Source organism: Nocardia jejuensis NBRC 103114, from assembly GCF_001613145.1.
GTDB lineage: Bacteria > Actinomycetota > Actinomycetes > Mycobacteriales > Mycobacteriaceae > Nocardia > Nocardia jejuensis.
In genome coordinates this window covers 100,336-114,673 of sequence record NZ_BDBU01000010.1, presented here as the reverse complement: position 1 = coordinate 114,673, position 14,338 = coordinate 100,336, and the positions used below count along the sequence as shown (strand labels likewise).

Here is a 14,338-nt window from a genome sequence, read left to right as displayed (position 1 = left end):
GCGACCCGTCTCGTCTGCACGACTGCACGGAGGCGGTCCGGCGTGGATCGCGCGTGCCTCGAAGGACCCGAACGAGGAGATGACCATGCCTTCCGATTTCGCCCTCGGTACCCCCAGCTGGTTCGACGTCACCAGCCCCGATATCCCGGCGGCCGCCGAGTTCTACAGCGCCCTGTTCGGCTGGAGCGCGCAGGACACCGGCCCCGAGGCCGGGAACTACACGATCCTGAGTCAGGACGGCGCGCAGGTCGCGGGCATCGTGTCCGCACACACCCCCGCCGGCGGCACCAAACCGTCGATCTGGTTGCCCTACTTCACCGTTGCCGACGCCAAGGCCACCGCCGCGGCCGCCGTGGACGCGGGCGGCACCGTGTTCATCGAACCCACGGATGTGTTCGGGCGCTTGGAGTTCGCCATTCTCACCGACGCGGACGGCGCGGCCTTCGGCATCATCCGGCCCATATCCGAACCGGGCACCGAGCGCTTCGGCGAGCTGAACAATCCGATCTGGGTCCAGTACGCCAGCCCGAAAGCCCCCGCGGAATCGATGGCGTTCTACGCGCGCGTGCTGGGGCTGCACCACGAGAACGCGGGCTGGGTGACCGAGGGCACCGTGAATCCCTATCAGGCCCTGTCGGTTCCGGGCAGTCGCGAATTCGGCGGCGCGCACTTCGCGGAGCCCGGCGATCCCGCACCGATGTGGAACGTGACGATCCATGTGGCCGATGCCGACGCCATCGCCGAGCGCGCGGTGCAATTGGGCGGCTCGGTGCTGTCCGCGCCGCAGGACATGCCCGGCCCGTCACGGATCGGAGCCATCGCAGACCCCTTCGGCGCGCCCCTGGGGCTCATGGCGTTTCCGCGCTGAGATCGCGCTGGGCATCACCCGGGCGGCTCAGCGCACGAACACGCCGTCCAGGTACATCCACGCGCCGTTGCCGCGGCGGAAGCGGCTGTTCTCGTGCAGCTCGCCCGCCGCGCCTCGGGTGCGATAGAACGCCCGGAACTCGACGGTCCCCTCGATGTGGAACGCACCGCCGCCGGTCGACCCGAGAATCTCCAGGCGATCCCAGCGCTGCCCCGGGTCGAAATCCACCTCCGCCGGGCGCGTGGACGGATCCCAGCTCGCCAGCAGATACTCCTCGTCCTGCACCGCGAACGCACTGAACCGCGAGCGCATCAACTGCTCGGCCGTGGTCGCCTGCGCCTCACCCCGATGCAGTCGCCCACAGCAGTCGAGGTACCTCGCGGGTAGCCCGCAGGGACAGTCCAGGGGGGTTGACCGAGAATCGCGGCGCTTCGACATGGACCCATTCTGTGCTGCGGGCGCGAACACGGGGTCGGCCGGGTCGTGACCACGCCGACTCGATTCGCCCGCGTAGACCCTCGACGGGCGTGGATCCGACGGCATACCCCGCGGTGAAACGACGGAACAGGCGCGAACTACCGATGCCCGTGACAGCGGAGCCGGGCCACCCGTCCGGGCGGCCGAGCCCCGCAACGACTGTCAGTCGTCCTCGCCGAGGACCACCGCGTAGGCGAAGCCGTCCCAGCCCTTGCCGCCGACGGTTTGCAGGACGGTGGCGTCCAGGCGGGGTTCGGCGGCGAGCAGCTCGATCACGTCGCGGCTGGCGCGGGAGTTGGCGTCGGTGGTCGCGGCATCGGCGATGCCGCCCTGGCGAACCACGTTGTCCACGATGATGATCGAGCCCGGGCGGGTCAGCCGCAGCGCCCACCGCACATAGTTGCTGTTGTTGACCTTGTCCGCGTCGATGAACACCAGATCGAACGGTTCCGGGTTCTCCTCGGCGAGAATCGGCAGGCTGTCCAGCGCCGCGCCCACCCGAATCTCCACCCGGTCCCCGACCCCGGCGCGATCGAGGTTGGCGCGGGCCACCTCGGCGTGCTTGGGCTCGTATTCGAAACTCACGACCTGACCGCCCTTGCCGACGGCGCGCGCCAGCCACGTGGTGCTGTAGCCGCCGAGCGTGCCGAACTCCAGCACCCGGCGCGCCCGCGCGGTCTTGGCGATCAGGTACAGGAACTTGCCCTGCGGCGGAGAGACATCGATGGCGGGCAGGCCCCCGGCGGCGTTGGCGCGCAACGTCTCCGAGTCCCCGTCACCCACCAGGGTGTCCACGAGATAGCGATCCACTTCGGCCCAGTCGGATGTGGTCATGAGTCGAAGTCTGCCACCGGCGCGAGCGCGCGCCCAGGATTACGATCGGCGCGAGAGAATTCGCACCCGCTCGCCGAGCCCGGCGGACAGACCGTGACTCGGCGGGGCGAGCCTTCAGAACAGGAAGTAGCGCTGCGCCATCGGCAGTTCGGTGGCGGGCTCCTCGGCCCAGACCTCGCCGTCGATGCGCACGGTGAAGGTGTCCGGATCCACCTCGATGCGCGGCATCGCCTCGTTGCGCGGCATATCGGCCTTGGTGCGCCTGCGAACATTGGCCACCGGCACCAGTTTTCGATTCACCCGCAGGCGATCGGCCAGTCCGTCCTCGATGGCCTGTTCCGACACGAAATGCAAAGACGCACCCGCTGCGACCACCGGGGAGGCGCCGAACATGGGGCGCGGCAGCACCGGCTGTGGTGTGGGGATGGAGGCGTTCGCGTCCCCCATCGCGGCCCAGGCGATCACGCCGCCCTTGAGCACCGCGTGCGGGCGGACACCGAAGAACGCGGGCTCCCACAGCACCAGATCCGCGAGCTTGCCCACCTCGATCGACCCGATCTCGTGATCGAGACCGTGCGCGACGGCCGGACAGATCGTGTACTTCGCGACATAGCGCTGCACGCGATTGTTGTCCGCCGCACCGTCTCCGGGCAGCGCGCCGCGACGGCGCTTCATCACGTGCGCGGTCTGCCAGGTGCGCATGACCACCTCGCCGATGCGGCCCATGGCCTGAGAATCACTGCCGATCATGGAGATCGCGCCCATATCGTGCAGCAGATCCTCCGCCGCGATGGTCGAGGGCCGGATCCGGCTCTCGGCGAAGGCCAGATCCTCCGGAATCGACGGACTCAGATGGTGGCAGACCATGAGCATGTCGAGGTGCTCGTCGAGGGTGTTGATCGTGTGCGGCCGGGTCGGATTGGTGGAGCTGGGCAGCACATTGAGATGCGAAGCGACGGTGATGATGTCGGGCGCGTGCCCGCCGCCCGCACCCTCGGTGTGATACGAGTGGATCGCCCGCCCGCGGATCGCCGCGAGGGTGTCCTCCACGAATCCGGCCTCGTTCAAGGTGTCCGAGTGCAGCGCGACCTGGACGCCCGCGGCGTCGGCGACGGTCAGGCAGGCGTCGATGGCCGCGGGCGTGGTGCCCCAGTCCTCGTGCAGCTTGAAACCGGCCGCGCCGCCGCGCAATTGCTCCCACATGGCCTCGGGCCGGACGGTATTGCCCTTGCCGAGCAGGACCACGTTCACCGGCCAGCCGTCGGTGGCCTCGAGCATCCGTCCCAGGTGCCACGCGCCGGGCGTGACCGTGGTGGCCTTGGAGCCCTCGGCCGGACCGGTGCCACCGCCGACCAGCGTGGTGATGCCGCCGCCCATGGCCTCCTCGAGCAACTGCGGGCAGATGAAGTGCACGTGGCAGTCGATCGCGCCCGCGGTGACGATGCGCCCGTTGCCCGCGATGATCTCGGTCGAGGCCCCGACCACCAGATCCGGATGCACCCCGGTCATGGTGTCCGGGTTGCCTGCCTTGCCGATGGCGCTGATCCGCCCGTCGCGAATCCCGATATCGGCCTTGATGATTCCCCAGTGATCGACGATCACCACGCCGGTGATCACCGTGTCCGGCGTCCCCTCGGCGCGGGTGGCCCGGGACTGGCCCATGGATTCGCGCAGCACCTTGCCGCCGCCGAACACCGCCTCGTCGCCGGCGAATCCCGGTCCGCCGCTACGGTCCTCGGTGATCTCGATGAGCAGATCGGTGTCCGCCAGGCGGATTCGGTCGCCGGTGGTCGGCCCGAACAGTTCGGCGTAGCGGGCGCGAGAGAGTTCGGCCATCAGGCATCCAGCTTTCCGGGAGGGGTGAGGCTGATTCCGTGCACTTCACGCGTGCCGCCCAGCGGCACCAGTGACACCCGCTGCCCCAGACCGGGTTCGAAGCGCACCGCGGTCCCGGCGGGGATGTCGAGGCGGCGGCCGTGCGCGGCCTCGCGATCGAACGCCAAGGCCGAGTTGGCCTGCGGGAAGTGCACGTGCGAGCCGACCTGAACCGGCCGGTCACCGGTGTTCACCACATCCACCTCGATGCGGTCCGCCCCCGGATTGAGCTCGATAGTGCCCTCGGCACAGAGGAATTCGCCCGGCACGAGCCGCGAGCGCGAGGTCCCGTCGGTGATCGCCATGCCGCTCAGCCGATCGGGTGGTGGACGGTGACGAGCTTGGTGCCGTCCGGGAACGTGGCCTCGACCTGCACGTCGTGGATCATCTCCGCAATGCCGTCCATGACGTCGTCGCGGGTGAGCACGGTGCGGCCCGAGGCCATCAGCTCCGCGACGGTGCGCCCGTCGCGCGCGCCCTCGAGCACGTGATCGACGATCAGCGCGATCGACTCCGGATGGTTCAGCTTGAGTCCGCGCGCCTGCCGGCGCCGGGCCAGCTCGGCCGCGTAACTCAGCAGCAGGCGTTCCTGCTCGTGCGGCGACAGTCGCATTCGGGCTCCTCGTGGAGGTGGCGGGGTCGAGGTGGCGGGGCGGGCGGCTCGCGCACGAGCCGTCGGTCATTTTGACACGCCCCGCATTACCTGGATGTTTCCTCGCCGTGTGGCCTGCGGATACAGCGCCCGGATCCGGCTGTCAGTTCTGCGGATACAGGTTCTGCAGCCGGACCTGACCGCGCGCCACCGTGCGGTCCTGCTCGTCGGTGATCACCACGACCCACAACTGCTGCGAACGCCCGCGATGGATCGGGGTGGCCTCGCCGCGCAGCACGCCCTCGCGCACCGCCCGCAGGAAGTCCGTGTTGTTGTTGACCCCGACGACGGTCCCGCGCTCACCCAGCCAGGCGCTGCCCGCGATGCTGGCGAGGGTCTCGATGACCGTGCAGTACACACCGCCGTTCACGATGCCCGCGGGCTGGAAGAGTTGCGGTGTCACAACCCATTCCGCGGTCACCCGGTCGGCGGTGAGTTCGGTGAACTTCACGCCGATGAGGTCCGAGAAGGTGCCCTCGCTGAACTTGGTCATGAGTTCGGGCGTCACGTCCGCCATGGACTTGATCGCGGAGAAGTCGTCGGTCATGCCATTCACAGTGGCACAGGCCCGAAATCGGCCCGGAACGGACCCGGAAAACGAGGCGGCGGGCTCCCCTGGAGAAGGGGAACCCGCCGCGGCAGTGGATCGGGGGTCTCCGGCAGCCCTCCGTGACTCGCTCTCGATCCTAACGCCGATTCCGAGTGTAGGTCAGCCTTACCTAACAAAGCAAGTCTTTCCGCATACCGATTCCTCGCGACGACCGGGGCGACCCACTAGCGGCACGCCCTGCGCACCGGCAGACCACGATCCTCGAGCGCCGCGAGCATCGCCTGCCCACGCCGCGCGCCCTCCACCGAGGAGGTGCGCGAGAGCGCCGGAACATACGTCGCCGCACCGACTATCGACTCCGCGACCAGCACCCAGAAACGCCGCGCGCTCAATCCGGAGCAGCGACCCATCGCCTGCTGGATCAACAGCAGCGCGGGCTCGCACCGATGCGCCAGCCACACGTACATCGCGGGCTCACACGGCAGCGCCACGACGCCCGCCTCACCAGCGAGCGGATCGCCGTCGACCACGCGAATCGTGGTGTCCGCCAAGCCCGCCCAGTCGATGCCGCCGTCGTTGTCGGTGTGCACCCACAGGTTCTCCAGGCCCGGATCCCAGGCCCGGCCCTCGGACACCACCATGGCCATCACGCGGCCGATGACCGCGTGGATCAGCGCCGTCGCCACCACTTCCGCGGCGATGCCGGCATTGCTCATCTCGGCGGCGTGCCGCCGGTACATGAGTTCGATGCGGCCCTCACCGATACCGTCGGCCAGCCGCCACCATCGGCGTTTGCCCTGTTCCGCCATGGGCGCCACGGCATAGACCCGCGGGTGTTCGGGTTGCAGGCTGCGCAGCCGGGCACAGGCACGCCCGAAGGCGATCCTCGAGTCACGAGGCAGGCACACGCTTACAGGTTCGGGCATCGAAACTCCTCAATCATCGACTTTTACGGCCGAAACGAAAGATAGGTTAGGCTTACCAGACTTAATCGAGCAATCATCGCGTCAGGAGTAGTTCGTCACCGTGCCCGCCGTAGTCACCATCGGACGGCCCGTAGTCACCATCAGACGGCGACGTCTGTCCGGACTGCTCCTCCTCGCAGTGCTCCTGCTGTTCGCGGTTCTCGCGAGCATCGCCCTCGGCTCCCGATTCATCGCGCCGCACACTGTCTTCGACGCCATCACCTGTCCGGGCGGGTTTCCGCTCACCTGCCCCGCCGAGGGCACCGCCGAGCAGATCGTTCGCGAATTACGGCTGCCCAGAACCGGACTCGCGCTCATCACCGGTCTGGCCCTGGGTATGGCGGGAGCTCTGATCCAGGGATATACCCGAAATCCACTCGCCGATGCGGGTCTGCTCGGCATCAACGCGGGGGCGGCCTTCCTCGCCGCGCTGAGCATCCATCTGCTCGCCCTGACCAGCCCCGCGCAGTTCATCTGGTTCGCCTTCGCGGGCGCGTTGATCGCGGGCCTGGTGGTCTTCGGCATCTCCTCCATCGGCGGCGGCAAGGCCAGTCCGCTCTCGCTGGTGCTGGCCGGTGCGGCGGTGACCGCGTTCCTGCAGGCCATGACCAATGTGGTGATCCTGACCGACAGCACCGCCATGGACACCTATCGGTTCTGGGTGGTCGGCGATGTGGCCGGGCACGACGCGGCGGTGTTCCGGCAGGTGCTGCCGTTCCTGATCGTCGGGGCGGGGCTCGCGCTGATCGCGACGCCCGGCCTGAATCTGCTCGGTCTCGGCGACGATGTGGCCCGCGGCCTGGGCGTGAACCTCGGCCGCAGCCGGGCCCTCGGCCTCGCCGCGGTGGTGCTGCTCGCGGGCGCGGCGACCGCCGCCGTCGGCCCGATCGCCTTTCTCGGCCTGATCGTGCCGCATCTCGCGCGCGCGATCACCGGCCCCGACTATCGCTGGCTGGTCCCCTACTCCGGACTGCTCGGCGCGATCGTCCTGCTGCTGGCCGACACCGCCGGCCGGCTCATCGCCCGGCCCGGCGAACTGCAGGCCGGAGTCACCCTCGCCGCACTCGGTGCGCCTTTCTTCATCCTGCTGGTGCGTCGCCGAAAGCTGGTGAACCTGTGAGCCTTACCGCCACGCGTCCCGCCGTGCGGATCGGCGCGTTCTCGGTGGTGCTGCGAATCACCGCGCTGCTCACCGTGATCGCGCTCGTCGCCATCCTGCTCGGCCTGTTCGCCCTCGATATCGCGATCGGCGAATTCCGGATTCCGCTCGGCCGGGTGCTGGACGTGCTCGGCGGAGGCGGCACTCGCGCACAGCGTTTCGTCATACTGGATTCGAGGCTGCCGCGGGTGCTCACCGCCGTGGTGGTCGGCGCGGCGCTGGGATTGGCAGGCGCGGTGACACAGTCGATCCTGCACAATCCGCTGGCCAGCCCCGATATTCTCGGCATCACCTCCGGGGCGAGCGTCGGCGCGGTCGCGATGCTGGTGGGCCTGGGCGGGGTGAGCACCGGTACGGCTGCGGCACTGGGTGTTTCGTTCGCGGCCCTGATCGGCGGACTGCTCACGGCCGTGCTGATCTATCTGCTCGCCTGGGGCCGGACCACCACCGGAGACGGCGGGGTGATGGGATTTCGACTGGTACTCATCGGCATCGGCGTGAACGCGGCGCTGCTGTCGGTGGTGAGCTGGCTGCTGACCCGCGCCACCCTCACCGACGCCTCGCACGCCCAGTTGTGGCTGAGCGGATCGCTCAATTCCGCGGACTGGTCCACGCTGATCCCGGCCACCGTCGGCCTGGGGATCGCGCTCGTCGTGTGCGCCGGTTCGGCGCGCACCCTGGCCGCGCTGCGGTTCGGCACCGACACCACCCGCGTGCTCGGCGTGCGGATCCAGACCCAGCAGGGGATTCTGATCGCGGCGGCGGTCGCGGCGGCGGCGCTCGCGACCGCGGCGGTCGGCCCGCTCGGTTTCGTCGGACTGGCGGCGCCGCAGATCGCGCGTCGACTGCTGCGCACGCCCGGTGAACCGATCATCGCCTCGGCGCTGGTCGGCGCGATCGCCGTGGTGGGCGCGGATCTGGTGGCCCGCACCCTGTTTCCCATCGACGTGCCGGTCGGCGTGGTCACCGCCGCGGTCGGTGGACCGTTCCTGCTCGTCCTGCTCGTGCGCACCAACCGGAAGGCCACACTGTGAACACAGCCAACAGCACCGTGAATACCGCGGACGGCACCGTGCGCACGGCAGCGGGCACCGCCGAGGCGACCGCAGGAACCGCCGGCGCGGCGCACGGCACCGCCACTTCGGCTGGGGCTCACCAGCTTCCGGCCGCCGAGCACCGCCTCGGCGCGGAGAACATCACCCTGGGCTACGGCGATCGCGTCATCGTGGACGGGCTCTCGGTCGACATCCGGCCCGGCGTGATCACCACCGTCATCGGTCCCAACGGCTGCGGCAAGTCCACCCTGCTGCGCTCCCTCGGCCGGCTGCTGCGCCCCAAGGCGGGCCGGGTGGTGCTGGACGGCAAGGCCATCTCCTCGCTCAAGACCAAGGACATCGCGCGGATCGTCGGCATGCTGCCGCAGACCCCGATCGCGCCCGAGGGCCTGACCGTCGCGGATCTGGTGGCGCGCGGGCGGCATCCGCATCAGTCGTGGCTGCGTCAGTGGTCCGCCGACGACGAGTCCGAGGTGGCGCTGGCGCTGAGCCAGACCGGCATCGCGGATCTGGCAGACCGCACGCTCGACGAGTTGTCCGGCGGTCAGCGCCAGCGGGCCTGGATCTCGATGGCTCTCGCGCAGGGCACCGACATCCTGCTGCTGGACGAGCCGACCACCTACCTGGATCTCGCGCATTCGCTCGAGGTGCTCGATCTGGTGGATCGCCTGCACGACGACTACGGCCGCACGGTCGTGATGGTGCTGCACGATCTGAACCTGGCCATCCGCTACAGCGATCAACTCATCGTCATGTGCGAGGGGCGCATCGTGGCGCAGGGCGATCCGAGTGAGATCATCGACGCGGCGCTGCTGCGCGAGGTCTTCGGTCTCCGCGCCGAGGTGCTCGAGGATCCGGTGTCCGGACGACCCATGATCGTGCCCATCGGCGACCGTCACTGCCGGGACTCGGTGCACTGACGCCGTGTCTCCGCACGCACTGACGCTGTGTCGCTATGACCAATCCCACACAGCTACCGACGGGTTACGACGACCTGTAGTACGCATTCGTGTCGTTGCCTCCGTAAGCTTAGGGGATGGCAGGTCTTGGTGAACTCGAGAAAGCGGTCATGGACCAGTTGTGGTCGGCCGATGAACCCCAAACGGTCAGGCAGGTCCACGAGGCCCTCGCCGAGCGTCGTGAACTCGCGTACACCACGGTGATGACCGTCTTGCAGCGCCTGGCGAAGAAGAACCTCGTGCTCCAACAGCGTGACGATCGCGCCCACCGCTACGCGCCGGTGCACACTCGCGACGAACTCGTCGCGAGTCTGATGTTCGACGCACTGCAGCAGGCGGACGAAGTCGGGAGCCGCCGCGCTGCCCTCGTGCACTTCGTGGAACAGGTCGGAGCCGATGAGGCTGCCGCTCTTCGCGACGCACTCGCTAAGCTCGAAGCGAACGAGGCGTCGCGCAAGGAGTCACCCAACTCCTGACGCAGTAGCCTCGGCCCAGGCCCCACAACGCAGTGAGCTGAGGAAATGGACGTGACAGCGCCGGTTTTCGCCGGTCTTGCCCTATTTTTGGCGGGACCGGCCCCGGCGCTGCTCAGCCGAGCTACCTGGCCGTACCGCAGTCCCCGTGCGGCACTGGTGCTCTGGCAGGCCATCGCCCTGGCCGCGGTGCTGTCCGCGTTCGGATCCGGACTCGCCATCGCCAGCCGACTGCTGGTGCCCGGATCCGACGGCCGGCCCACCACCACGCCCAGCAAGGAGATCGACGCTCTGGGCCTGCCGATCTGGCTGGCCCTGGTCACCGTTTTCGCGCTCACCCTGCTCATCGGAGCGCGCCTGATCTGGTCCGTGGTGCGGGTCGGGATCCACACCCGCCGCCGCCGCGCCCACCACCGCATGCTGGTCGATCTGCTCGATCAGAGTGCGGTGCAACGCAGTTCCGCCGACATTCGCGTGCTGGCGTCCACCGAACCCATCGCCTACTGCCTGCCCGGCCTGCGTCGCCGGGTCGTGCTGAGCCAGGGCACCGTCACCAATCTCACCGATGAGGAGCTGACCGCAATCGTCAGTCATGAGCGCTCGCACCTGCGTGCCCGCCACGATCTGGTGCTCGAGGCATTCACCGCCGCGCACGAGGCCTTCCCCCGGGTGGTGCGCTCCAAATCCGCGCTGGATTCGGTGAAATTGCTGATCGAACTGCTCGCCGACGATTCGGCGGTGAAGGTCACCGGGCCGACGCCGCTGGCGCGCGCGCTGGTCGCCTGCTGCAATTCGACCGCGCCGCAGGGCGCGATGGCGGTGGGCGGACCCACCACCCTGATCCGCATCCAGCGCCTCGCCGGGCCGATCGGGGATCTGCGGATCGCCTCGGTCGCCTATCTGGCCGCGCTGGCGATTCTGGTGGTGCCGACCATGGCCGTGGCCATCCCCTGGCTGACCGAGCTGAGCCGGTTGATCAGCCGTGCCTGAGCCGAAGCAGCGGGCCACCGAGCCGGAGCAGCGGGACGCGACACCGGCTCGACGCGCGGCGGGAGCGCAACCGTTCGCCGAACTCGGACTGCCGCCGATCCTGGTGCAGGCCTTGCGCCGCAATGGAATCGAATCGCCGTTCCCGATCCAGACCGCCGTCATTCCCGATATCCTCGCGGGCCGCGACGTATTGGGCCGCGCCGCAACCGGTTCCGGCAAGACCCTGGCCTTCGGATTGCCCATGTTGGTCAACCTGCGCGGCGCGCCCGCCGCGCCGGGAACTCCGCGCGGTCTGATCCTGGCCCCCACTCGCGAGCTGGCGATCCAGATCGAGGCCGCGCTGGACGAGCCCGCGCTCTCCCAGGGCATTCGCCTGGCGTCGGTCGTGGGCGGCCTGCCCATCAAGAAGCAGGAGGAGCGCCTCGCCCGCGGGGTCGACCTGCTCATCGCCACCCCCGGCCGCCTCACCGATCTGATCGGCCGCCGCGCCGTCGACCTGTCCCAGGTCCGCGTGGTCACCGTCGACGAGGCCGACCACATGGCCGAACTCGGCTTCCTGCCCCAGCTCACCGCCGTGCTGAACCGTGTTCCCGCCGAGGCCCAGAAGCTCCTGTTCTCCGCCACCCTCGACGAGATGATCGACACGGTGGTCGAGCGCTACATGCGCACCCCGGCCGAGCACTCGGTCGGCCCCACCGGCGCCCCCGTGGACCGCACCACCGCGAGCACCGAGTCGAGCGATTCGCCACGAACCGCGAGCCATGCGCGCGACATCGACGAATCCGATTCGACGACAACAACTCCCGGGCACGCACCCGGGTCGACCGGCACGACGGCAGCCTCGGCGGCGGCCGGAGCAACCTCGGTTTCCGGTGGGAAGAGCCCGAATTCGGGTGAGGGAGCCCCCACCGGTTCCAGGCGCCTGGCCGACTCCCCCGCGATCACGCACTACGCCCTGCACGTGCGCCGTTCCGACAAGCGCATGGTGGTGGCGGAGATCGCCGCCCGTGACGGCCGCACGCTGCTGTTCGTGCGCACCCAGTACGGCGCGGACAAGCTGGTGAAGCGGCTGCGCGAGGCCGGGATCTCAGCGATCGGCCTGCACGGCGGCAAGGCGCAGAACCACCGCGCCCGCACCCTGGCGGCTTTCGCCGACGGCACCGCTCCGGTCCTGGTCGCCACCGATATCGCCGCGCGCGGCATCCACGTCGACGGCATCTCCCTCGTGGTGCACGTCGACCCGCCCGCCGACCCCAAGGACTACCTGCACCGCGCGGGCCGCACCGCGCGCGCCGGGGCCGCGGGCACGGTCGTCACCATCGTCACCCCCGACGACCGCGAGGAGGCCGCCCTGCTGGCCCGCCGCGCCTCGGTCACCATGACCGACGTCGAGGTCCGCTCCGGCGACACCCTGCTGGCCGAACTCACCGGCGCTCGCCGCCCCACCGGCCGCGCCCTCGGCGACCCCTTCCCCGTCACGGCGAAACCCGCTGCCGCCCCGAAGGATCCGAAGGCCGCCACCCAGACCGCCCACCGCCCCACCGCCCGCGGCGAGAGCCGCAAGCACACCAAGAAGCGCGGCAAGCCCGGCTCCACCCGCCACAGCTCGTCGCGCTGAGCCGGGGCAGTGGCGCTGAGCCGGGGGCAGAGTAGCGCTGAGCCGGGGCGTCCGGCGCGGACCACGTCGTCGGGCCGCGCGGTGGTGGCGGCCCGGCTCGAGGTGCACCGACGGCGCGGCGACCGGCCCGCGCCGTGGTGTCGATCACGTCGGCGAACCTGTGGCATGCCGACCTGGGGCGAGCACCGACGGGCCCACCCACCCTGACCGGCTATCGCGCTGTCGCTTCCGGAAACCGACTACACTGGTGCGCTGCATGTGTGACATCAGGTTGAGAGCACTGTTCGGCGAGTTCGTGCGACAAACCTGCCTCCGTAGCATGGCCACCACGAAAATCCCACGTCAAACCTATGAGGCGGCTTAACCGTGCAGTTTCTTCCTGGGCAGAACCCGCCCTACGACCTGACCTACGACGATGTCTTCCTCGTCCCCAGCCGGACGGATGTGACCTCGCGTTTCGATGTCGACCTGTCCAGCAGTGACGGCACCGGCACCACCATCCCGCTGGTCGTGGCGAACATGACCGCCGTCGCCGGCAAGCGCATGGCGGAGACCGTCGCACGCCGCGGCGGCATCGTGGTGCTGCCGCAGGATCTTCCGATCGCGGCCGCCGCGGAGACCATCGCCTTCGTCAAGAGCCGCTCGCTCACCGCCGACACCCCGGTCACGCTCGACCCCGAGCAGTCGGTGTCCGATGCGCTGGCGCTGCTGCACAAGCGCGCACACGGCGCGGTCGTCGTGGTCGACAAGGGCAAGCCGGTCGGCGTCGTCACCGAGGCCGCCTGCTCCGATGTGGACCGCTTCGCCCGCCTGAGCACCGTCGCCGACACCGATTTCGTCACCGCCCCGGCCGACACCTCCCCGCGTGAGATCTTCGGCCTGCTCGAGGCCGGGCACCGCGATCTGGCCGTGCTGCTCAACCCGGACGGCACCCTCGCGGGCGTGATGACCCGCACCGGCGCCATCCGCAACGGCATCTACGCCCCCGCCGTGGACGCCAAGGGCCAGCTGCGCATCGCCGCCGCGGTCGGCATCAACGGCGATATCCCGGCCAAGGCCAAGGCCCTGGTCGACGCCGGCGCCGACGTGCTGGTCATGGACACCGCGCACGGCCACCAGGAGAAGATGATCGAGGCGCTGCGCTCGGTCGCCGCCCTGGATCTGGGCGTGCCGCTGGTCGCGGGCAACGTGGTCTCCGCCGCCGGTACCCGCGATCTGATCGAGGCCGGTGCGGACATCGTCAAGGTCGGCGTGGGCCCCGGCGCGATGTGCACCACCCGCATGATGACCGGCGTCGGCCGCCCGCAGCTGTCCGCCGTGGCCGAATGTGCCGCGGCCGCGGCCGAATTCGGCAAGCACGTCTGGGCCGACGGCGGCGTCCGCCACCCCCGTGACGTGGCCCTGGCCCTCGCGGTCGGCGCGGCCAACGTCATGGTCGGTTCCTGGTTCGCGGGCACCTACGAGTCGCCTGGCGATCTGCGCATCGATCGCGACGGCAACCGCTACAAGGAGAGCTTCGGCATGGCCTCCAAGCGTGCCGTCGCCGCCCGCACCGCCACCGATTCGGCGTTCGACCGCGCCCGCAAGGCGCTGTTCGAGGAAGGCATCTCCTCCTCGCGCATGCGCCTGGATCCCGAGCGCCCGGGCGTGGAGGACCTGATCGACCACATCACCTCCGGTGTGCGCAGCTCCTGCACATACGCGGGTGCGCGCAGCATCGCCGAGTTCCACGAGCGGGCAGTGCTGGGCGTGCAGTCCGCGGCGGGCTTCGCCGAGGGCCGCCCGCTGCCTTCGGGCTGGTAAGCACCGGCACGGCAGCCCACCCGGCGGGCCGCGATCCTGATCATCAGGCTCCCGGCCCGC

At 69.7% G+C, this 14,338-nt stretch carries 15 protein-coding genes; 8 read left to right on the top strand and 7 right to left on the bottom strand.

What is annotated here, in order from left to right:
- Positions 1-85 precede the first annotated feature (85 nt).
- Positions 86-868 carry a VOC family protein gene (locus NJ1_RS08000; protein WP_169813110.1) on the top strand — a complete coding sequence of 261 codons (783 nt, stop codon included), beginning with the start codon at positions 86-88 and terminating at the stop codon, positions 866-868.
- Positions 869-895: 27 nt separating this feature from the next.
- Here NJ1_RS08000 and NJ1_RS07995 read toward each other — a convergent pair whose 3' ends face one another.
- From NJ1_RS07995 to NJ1_RS07965, 7 genes are all read right to left on the bottom strand, one after another.
- The gene (locus tag NJ1_RS07995; RefSeq protein ID WP_067689821.1) at positions 896-1,306 is read right to left on the bottom strand and encodes a YchJ family protein; all 411 of its coding nucleotides are present in this window, start codon (positions 1,304-1,306) and stop codon (positions 896-898) included.
- A 201-nt stretch (positions 1,307-1,507) separates the two neighbouring features.
- Complete coding sequence (locus NJ1_RS07990; protein WP_067689611.1) at positions 1,508-2,179, bottom strand: O-methyltransferase; 672 nt, start codon at positions 2,177-2,179, stop codon at positions 1,508-1,510.
- Between the two features lie 114 nt (positions 2,180-2,293).
- The gene (locus tag NJ1_RS07985) at positions 2,294-4,015 is read right to left on the bottom strand and encodes an urease subunit alpha (protein WP_067689608.1); all 1,722 of its coding nucleotides are present in this window, start codon (positions 4,013-4,015) and stop codon (positions 2,294-2,296) included.
- A complete protein-coding gene (locus tag NJ1_RS07980; RefSeq protein WP_067689605.1) occupies positions 4,015-4,359 on the bottom strand; it encodes an urease subunit beta in 345 nt (114 codons plus the stop codon). Before NJ1_RS07980 ends, NJ1_RS07985 begins: the two co-directional genes overlap by 1 nt.
- 5 nt (positions 4,360-4,364) lie before the next feature.
- On the bottom strand, positions 4,365-4,667 hold the full coding sequence (locus NJ1_RS07975; protein ID WP_067689602.1) for an urease subunit gamma: 303 nt from the start codon (positions 4,665-4,667) through the stop codon (positions 4,365-4,367).
- A gap of 142 nt (positions 4,668-4,809) precedes the next feature.
- Positions 4,810-5,199 (bottom strand): PaaI family thioesterase, encoded by a 390-nt coding sequence (locus NJ1_RS07970; protein WP_422615743.1) that lies wholly within the window; start codon positions 5,197-5,199, stop codon positions 4,810-4,812.
- A gap of 281 nt (positions 5,200-5,480) precedes the next feature.
- Complete coding sequence (locus NJ1_RS07965) at positions 5,481-6,182, bottom strand: hypothetical protein (protein ID WP_067689599.1); 702 nt, start codon at positions 6,180-6,182, stop codon at positions 5,481-5,483.
- A gap of 100 nt (positions 6,183-6,282) precedes the next feature.
- Between NJ1_RS07965 and NJ1_RS07960 the strand changes: the two genes are divergently transcribed.
- The 7 genes from NJ1_RS07960 (at position 6,283) to NJ1_RS07930 (ending at position 14,278) form a co-directional block, all read left to right on the top strand.
- A complete protein-coding gene (locus NJ1_RS07960) occupies positions 6,283-7,341 on the top strand; it encodes a FecCD family ABC transporter permease (protein ID WP_067689595.1) in 1,059 nt (352 codons plus the stop codon).
- Positions 7,338-8,414: a FecCD family ABC transporter permease gene (locus tag NJ1_RS07955; RefSeq protein WP_067689592.1), complete on the top strand. Its 1,077-nt coding sequence runs from the start codon at positions 7,338-7,340 to the stop codon at positions 8,412-8,414. Before NJ1_RS07960 ends, NJ1_RS07955 begins: the two co-directional genes overlap by 4 nt.
- Positions 8,415-8,575: 161 nt before the next feature.
- Positions 8,576-9,355 (top strand): ABC transporter ATP-binding protein, encoded by a 780-nt coding sequence (locus tag NJ1_RS07950; RefSeq protein WP_067689816.1) that lies wholly within the window; start codon positions 8,576-8,578, stop codon positions 9,353-9,355.
- A gap of 116 nt (positions 9,356-9,471) precedes the next feature.
- Complete coding sequence (locus NJ1_RS07945) at positions 9,472-9,870, top strand: BlaI/MecI/CopY family transcriptional regulator (RefSeq protein ID WP_067689589.1); 399 nt, start codon at positions 9,472-9,474, stop codon at positions 9,868-9,870.
- Between the two features lie 45 nt (positions 9,871-9,915).
- On the top strand, positions 9,916-10,857 hold the full coding sequence (locus NJ1_RS07940; protein ID WP_067689586.1) for a M56 family metallopeptidase: 942 nt from the start codon (positions 9,916-9,918) through the stop codon (positions 10,855-10,857).
- Positions 10,858-10,945: 88 nt separating this feature from the next.
- Positions 10,946-12,475, top strand: a complete 1,530-nt coding sequence (locus NJ1_RS40385; protein WP_422615742.1) for a DEAD/DEAH box helicase — start codon at positions 10,946-10,948, stop codon at positions 12,473-12,475.
- A gap of 366 nt (positions 12,476-12,841) precedes the next feature.
- Positions 12,842-14,278, top strand: coding sequence for a GuaB1 family IMP dehydrogenase-related protein (locus NJ1_RS07930; RefSeq protein ID WP_067689580.1), 1,437 nt, complete (start codon positions 12,842-12,844; stop codon positions 14,276-14,278).
- Positions 14,279-14,338: the final 60 nt, after the last annotated feature.

Coding starts and splice junctions, on each gene's coding strand:
- NJ1_RS08000 (WP_169813110.1), top strand. CDS start 86: ATGCCTTCCGATTTCGCCCTCGGTACCCCCAGCTGGTTCGACGTCACC.
- NJ1_RS07995 (WP_067689821.1), bottom strand. CDS start 1,306: ATGTCGAAGCGCCGCGATTCTCGGTCAACCCCCCTGGACTGTCCCTGC.
- NJ1_RS07990 (WP_067689611.1), bottom strand. CDS start 2,179: ATGACCACATCCGACTGGGCCGAAGTGGATCGCTATCTCGTGGACACC.
- NJ1_RS07985 (WP_067689608.1), bottom strand. CDS start 4,015: ATGGCCGAACTCTCTCGCGCCCGCTACGCCGAACTGTTCGGGCCGACC.
- NJ1_RS07980 (WP_067689605.1), bottom strand. CDS start 4,359: ATGGCGATCACCGACGGGACCTCGCGCTCGCGGCTCGTGCCGGGCGAA.
- NJ1_RS07975 (WP_067689602.1), bottom strand. CDS start 4,667: ATGCGACTGTCGCCGCACGAGCAGGAACGCCTGCTGCTGAGTTACGCG.
- NJ1_RS07970 (WP_422615743.1), bottom strand. CDS start 5,199: ATGACCAAGTTCAGCGAGGGCACCTTCTCGGACCTCATCGGCGTGAAG.
- NJ1_RS07965 (WP_067689599.1), bottom strand. CDS start 6,182: ATGCCCGAACCTGTAAGCGTGTGCCTGCCTCGTGACTCGAGGATCGCC.
- NJ1_RS07945 (WP_067689589.1), top strand. CDS start 9,472: ATGGCAGGTCTTGGTGAACTCGAGAAAGCGGTCATGGACCAGTTGTGG.
- NJ1_RS07940 (WP_067689586.1), top strand. CDS start 9,916: ATGGACGTGACAGCGCCGGTTTTCGCCGGTCTTGCCCTATTTTTGGCG.